We start from the raw sequence: 4617 nt of genomic DNA, 5'->3' as shown, positions 1-4617 counted from the left end.
ACACCAAAGGCCACTCTGTCAACACAGACCGAAGAGCGGCCGGAGTTCTGCCCGAAAGCTGAGACATGGCTCCTTCCGCCCGAACACTCCATGTTTGGGTACCATCTAGATGGCGCATCGCCGTTAGAATTGCGCTGTTCATCCCATCCAGCCAGCGGGCCAAACGTTCGGGCGGCAAGCCCGAAACACGCAGCCCCCCTGCCCCGCCCATGGCGAGCGGTGCGAAGATGGCGCCGCTTCCATCGCTGGCCGCGATCCGGGACGCGGTGACGGCGGCTTCCATCTGGTCATCGTGCTGTCCGAGGCCGGCCAGGTTCCAGAGATGAAAGCCCATGCAAGCCCGCGTGATTGGGTGGAGCTCGGCTGCTGCGGCCATTACGTCCAACCATCCGCGCGCGCGATCTTCGAAACGCTCAGCGCTGCCCTCAATGTTCTCCGGATCGCGGCGATCCAGAAAGGCGGCCAAGTCAGCCTTCGGTCCGGGACCGCCTGTCAGGCGCCGAACAGCCCATCCAACTCTTGCCAGCGCATTTGGGTCATCCTGTGCACCTGACAGCCGCATCGATATCCAAAGCGACAGACGATCAGAACTCACCCGATCCCCCGCGCACCAGCTAAGGTCCGCTGCCTCGATAAGAGCGAGGCGATGCCGCCAGCCTTCCGGGCCACGCAGCAGCCTGTCATCCAGAGCACCTAGGCGTCCAGCCACTCTTGCCAGTCGCGCAGCGTGAACGCCTTCTGCCTTGGCCCAGTCTTCGATGACGGCAGTGTCCGGCGGTTCTGCACGCGGCCCGGGAGGCAAATCATCTGGTTCTTCTTCGAATGGTCCCGGCAGAAACCAGAGATCCTCTGTCGCATTTAGTTTGTCGTTTCATTAGAAAGTTTTTAAACGAATTCAGCAGGGTGGAGCGTGAATCGGGGCTGTTTTTTATGTTTCAATTTCAATTTTTAGCTCGCATTTCAATAAGCGAGAGAAAGAGGCGGGACATGGTGTTGAATCCCTCTGAGACGGTCGAGCTATGACGTCTGGCACACGAGAACCTTCTGATGAGGCCTGGTCCAAAGCCACACGTATTGCCCGAGAGCTGGATCGCATTTTAGATGGGCAAGAACCGATGTGGAACGCGGTCGCGCGCGCAGCCTCCGAATTGCGCCTTTCGACACGTCAGGTCTACAACCACTTGAGCCGATACCGCGCCGAGCGCCGGGTGTCATCTCTTCTGCCAAAGACAAACGGTGCCAGGCGAGCAAGGATCAGCCCCGCCGTCGAGGAGATCATTGCCGAAACGCTGCGGGATATGTGGCTTCGGCCAGAGCAGCCGGACCTTTCGCCTATCGTTGAGGAAATCCGCGCGCGTTGCGCCAGCGAAAAACTTGATCCGCCAGCCTATGTCACCGTTGCCAAGCGTATCCCTCATCTGTTTACCCCCGAGGAGATTGCCCGGAAGCGTCATACCGACGGGTCAAAGCTCCGCCGCTTGAAAGCACGACCTGGCTATATCCGGGCCAAACACGCCCTCGATGTGGTCCAGATCGACCATACTCCTGCCGATATCCAGTTCGTGGACGTCATCGACGGCCAGGGCCTCTTTGTCGGCCGGCCGTATCTCACGATCGCAGCAGATGTCGCAACAAGCGCAATCATCGGGTTCTGTCTCACCCTTGAGCATCCCTCGCGCCTGTCGGTCGCGCTTTGTCTGGCACAGACAATGTGCGAGAAAGAGGACTGGATGGCCGAGCGCGATATAGACCATGCATGGCCAATGTATGGCCGTCCAAGGAAGATTGTTGTGGATTCTGCCATGGAATTCAGAAGTGCGAGTTTTGCCCGGGGATGTGCTGAGTATGGCATCGCCATTGAAACTCGAAACAAGGGAACCGTCCATCGTGGCGGTGTTGTCGAACGGTTGCTCGGTAAGGTGAACACGGTGCTGCGGTCATTGCCGGGCAAGACCGGGCGCTCGATCGTGGACCGGGATGACTATCCCTCCGGAGAGCGGGCGCGGCTCAGCTTTGCAGATCTCGAACGCTGTATCACGCTTGCGATTATTGACCACAATCTCAGCCAGAACGCTCGTAAGCTAACGGTGCCGGCCGATGAATGGGTACACAAACGCCGGGAGGCGATCGCCCCCGCTGACACTCCCATAGATGTCCTGCTCAATTTCTTACCCAACAAGTCACGCAGGATTTCGCCTCAAGGCATAAGCCTTTTCGCCATCGACTATTTCGACCCCTGGCTCGGTCCACTGATCGCAAGGCGTGATCGGTTGGATGCTCTTGATATCCGCTATGATCCACGAGACGTGAGCCACATCTACCTAAAGGACCCCGAAACCGGAGCCTGGCGTCCGGTCGGGCGGCGGGATGGTGTATCTGAGCCAATCACACTGTGGCAGCATAAGGCCGAGCGGAGCCGGATGCGGACAAGCGGGCAGCGCCCAATTGAGGACAAAACAGTCATCCGGCGAGAAATTGCCGCGACGGTGGAAGCGTCAGCATCAAAAAAGCGGCGCCTACGGGATTTGACGCGCAGCAAACATGCCACTGAAGTTCCCAAGCCCTATCAGAGCCTCTCCCCGTCCCCCGCACCCGCCCGCGAAGGGCCAAATCCGAACCGCCCCAAGCGGGTCTTTTCGGTGGAAGATTGGTGACATGATGGATCACCTTCTCCCCTCCGCCGCCGCTCTTCTAAATGCCGATTATGCAACCCGAATTGCCTACATTCGAAAGCCCCGCTGGATCAGCCACCCTGTCGCTGGCAAAGCCCATGACGCCATGCGCCTTTTGCTGGATCGGCCATCCTCCTTACGCCCGCGGGGCCTGTTGCTGGCAGGCCCTTATCACAACGGAAAGACGATGATTGCCGAACGCTTTGCCATTGAGCATTTGCGACAATCGCGTCAGCAAAAGGTCTGGGTGATCCAGACCCGGGAGGGTGCGGGCTTGTCGCACTTCTACGCCAGTATTCTTTCAGGATTGCGGGCCCCTCAAGCATCGGGTTGGCGCAGCTTGTCCCGGGCAAGCGAACAAGTGGATCATCTGCTCGATAGCCTGAAACCCCGCCTGCTCATCTTCGACGAGTTTCACAGCGCGCTTCGCGGGAGGAGGCAAGACGTCAAAGCTATTTTTTCGTTCCTGCGCCGCATTGCCCGGGTTCATGACATTTCTCCCGTGCTGATCGGCGAGATCGCGGTCTATGATGCCATTCACGATACAGAAGAAATGGGATCGCGGTTTGACACGATCCCCATTCCGAGATGGGGCTATGATGAAGACTTCGCCGCGCTCCTCGACAGCTTAGAGGCCAGCATGCCTTTGGCCCGAGCCTCCGGGCTGTCGCATCCAACGCTGGCGAAAACGATACATGATCTGTCGGAAGGCTTGATCGGGGAAGTTGTTGACATCGTCAGCCAGGCCGCAATCGCCACGATCCAAAACGGCCAGGACCACATCACCGAAGCGCGCGTCGCGTCTCTTGGCTATTTGCCACTGTCGAAACGTCGCAACGCTGCTCTGCGCCAAGAGATGACGTGACGCAGCATTCATCCAATATCTCCGTAACGCCGTCATGCCGGTACGCCAGCGAGGCTGGGCGCGGCTGGCCCGTGGGCGTCACGCCGGCTCCGGGAGAGCTTCTGTCAAGCTGGCTGCACCGGCTCGCCTTGGCCAATGGTGTGCCGCCGCGATATTTCGGGCGCGTTCTGGGATTGAGTGGCGCGGATTGGTCGGAGCGACTTGACCGCGCCCTTCCCAAACACGTCCTTGATAGTCTTGTCGATCGGGCAGAGGTGCCTGCCGCAGAAATCTCTGGCCTCGCACTTGGCCCTGATCCATTGACCCGATTGCGGCTGCGATTGAAAATCAAACCTCAAAAGATCCCCACTTCCGCGCCGAGGATCACTCGCCTCCAATACTGTCCGACCTGTCTGATGGAAGATCAAGCGCCCTATTTCCGGCGCGGCTGGACTTTGGCAACACGGGTATCGTGTTTGCATCATGGCCGCCGATTACGGGACAGATGCCCACACTGTAGCGGCGGCATTGCCCCCTCAAGGCAAGACCAGCTCTTGCCGCAGCATATTTGCGTCTGGTGCGGGTGCGACCTCCGCAAACGCACCGTGCGCGTCGCGCATGACGTACAGCAGCTTGAGCGGCTGATCGAAGATCTGCTTCGATTGCATGTTGCGGGGTATTCACTGCCGGAAAAATCCACCCTGCCCGCTCTGCTAAGCACGGCCTGTTTCACCTTTGGCACAGAGCACAAATCCATCGCACAGTTGCCACTTCGGGACCGCCACCACCTGTTCTGTCAGTTGGCGGAAGGCTCAATGAGAAACCACCTGCGCCCCGATCACCGCGCGACGGCTTTCTGGATGCGGCTTGCGCAAGTGGCGCCCAAACATACAGGGCTGACAAAAACCCTCTCAAAAATGCTCATCATCCGAACGACAGCAAGACGAGATATACGCACAGTTCGCAAACGGGTGGAACAGATCTTGACCGGTGTTCATTATGCCGAAGAACCGCTTTCACGGATCGCCCATTTGATCACGAATGTTCAGATTCGATCCACTGTTCCAGAGATCGAAAACGCCTCTGAGATCAGGACGAGTT

At 58.6% G+C, this 4617-nt stretch carries 4 protein-coding genes; 3 read left to right on the top strand and 1 reads right to left on the bottom strand.

What is annotated here, in order from left to right; genetic code table 11:
* Positions 1–835 (bottom strand): hypothetical protein (locus N4A58_RS20865; RefSeq protein ID WP_293713378.1); only part of this gene is annotated, 835 nt, incomplete at its 3' end.
* 184 nt (positions 836–1019) lie between these two features.
* Here N4A58_RS20865 and N4A58_RS20860 point away from each other — a divergent pair.
* The 3 genes from N4A58_RS20860 to N4A58_RS20850 form a co-directional block, all read left to right on the top strand.
* Complete coding sequence (locus N4A58_RS20860; RefSeq protein ID WP_293713376.1) at positions 1020–2654, top strand: transposase; 1635 nt, start codon at positions 1020–1022, stop codon at positions 2652–2654.
* 1 nt (position 2655) lies between these two features.
* Positions 2656–3537, top strand: a complete 882-nt coding sequence (locus tag N4A58_RS20855; protein WP_293713374.1) for a TniB family NTP-binding protein — start codon at positions 2656–2658, stop codon at positions 3535–3537.
* The coding region (locus N4A58_RS20850; RefSeq protein ID WP_293713372.1) for a TniQ family protein at positions 3534–4617 on the top strand (1084 nt) is incomplete at its 3' end. The genes N4A58_RS20855 and N4A58_RS20850, both read left to right, overlap by 4 nt.

The sequence above is a fragment of the Donghicola sp. genome (assembly GCF_025210255.1).
In the GTDB taxonomy this organism is placed as follows: Bacteria; Pseudomonadota; Alphaproteobacteria; order Rhodobacterales; family Rhodobacteraceae; genus Donghicola; species Donghicola eburneus.
Note: the sequence above shows the minus strand (reverse complement) of the source record. Positions and strands in the feature narration are given on the sequence as shown.

Coding starts and splice junctions, on each gene's coding strand:
- N4A58_RS20860 (WP_293713376.1), top strand. CDS start 1,020: ATGACGTCTGGCACACGAGAACCTTCTGATGAGGCCTGGTCCAAAGCC.
- N4A58_RS20855 (WP_293713374.1), top strand. CDS start 2,656: ATGATGGATCACCTTCTCCCCTCCGCCGCCGCTCTTCTAAATGCCGAT.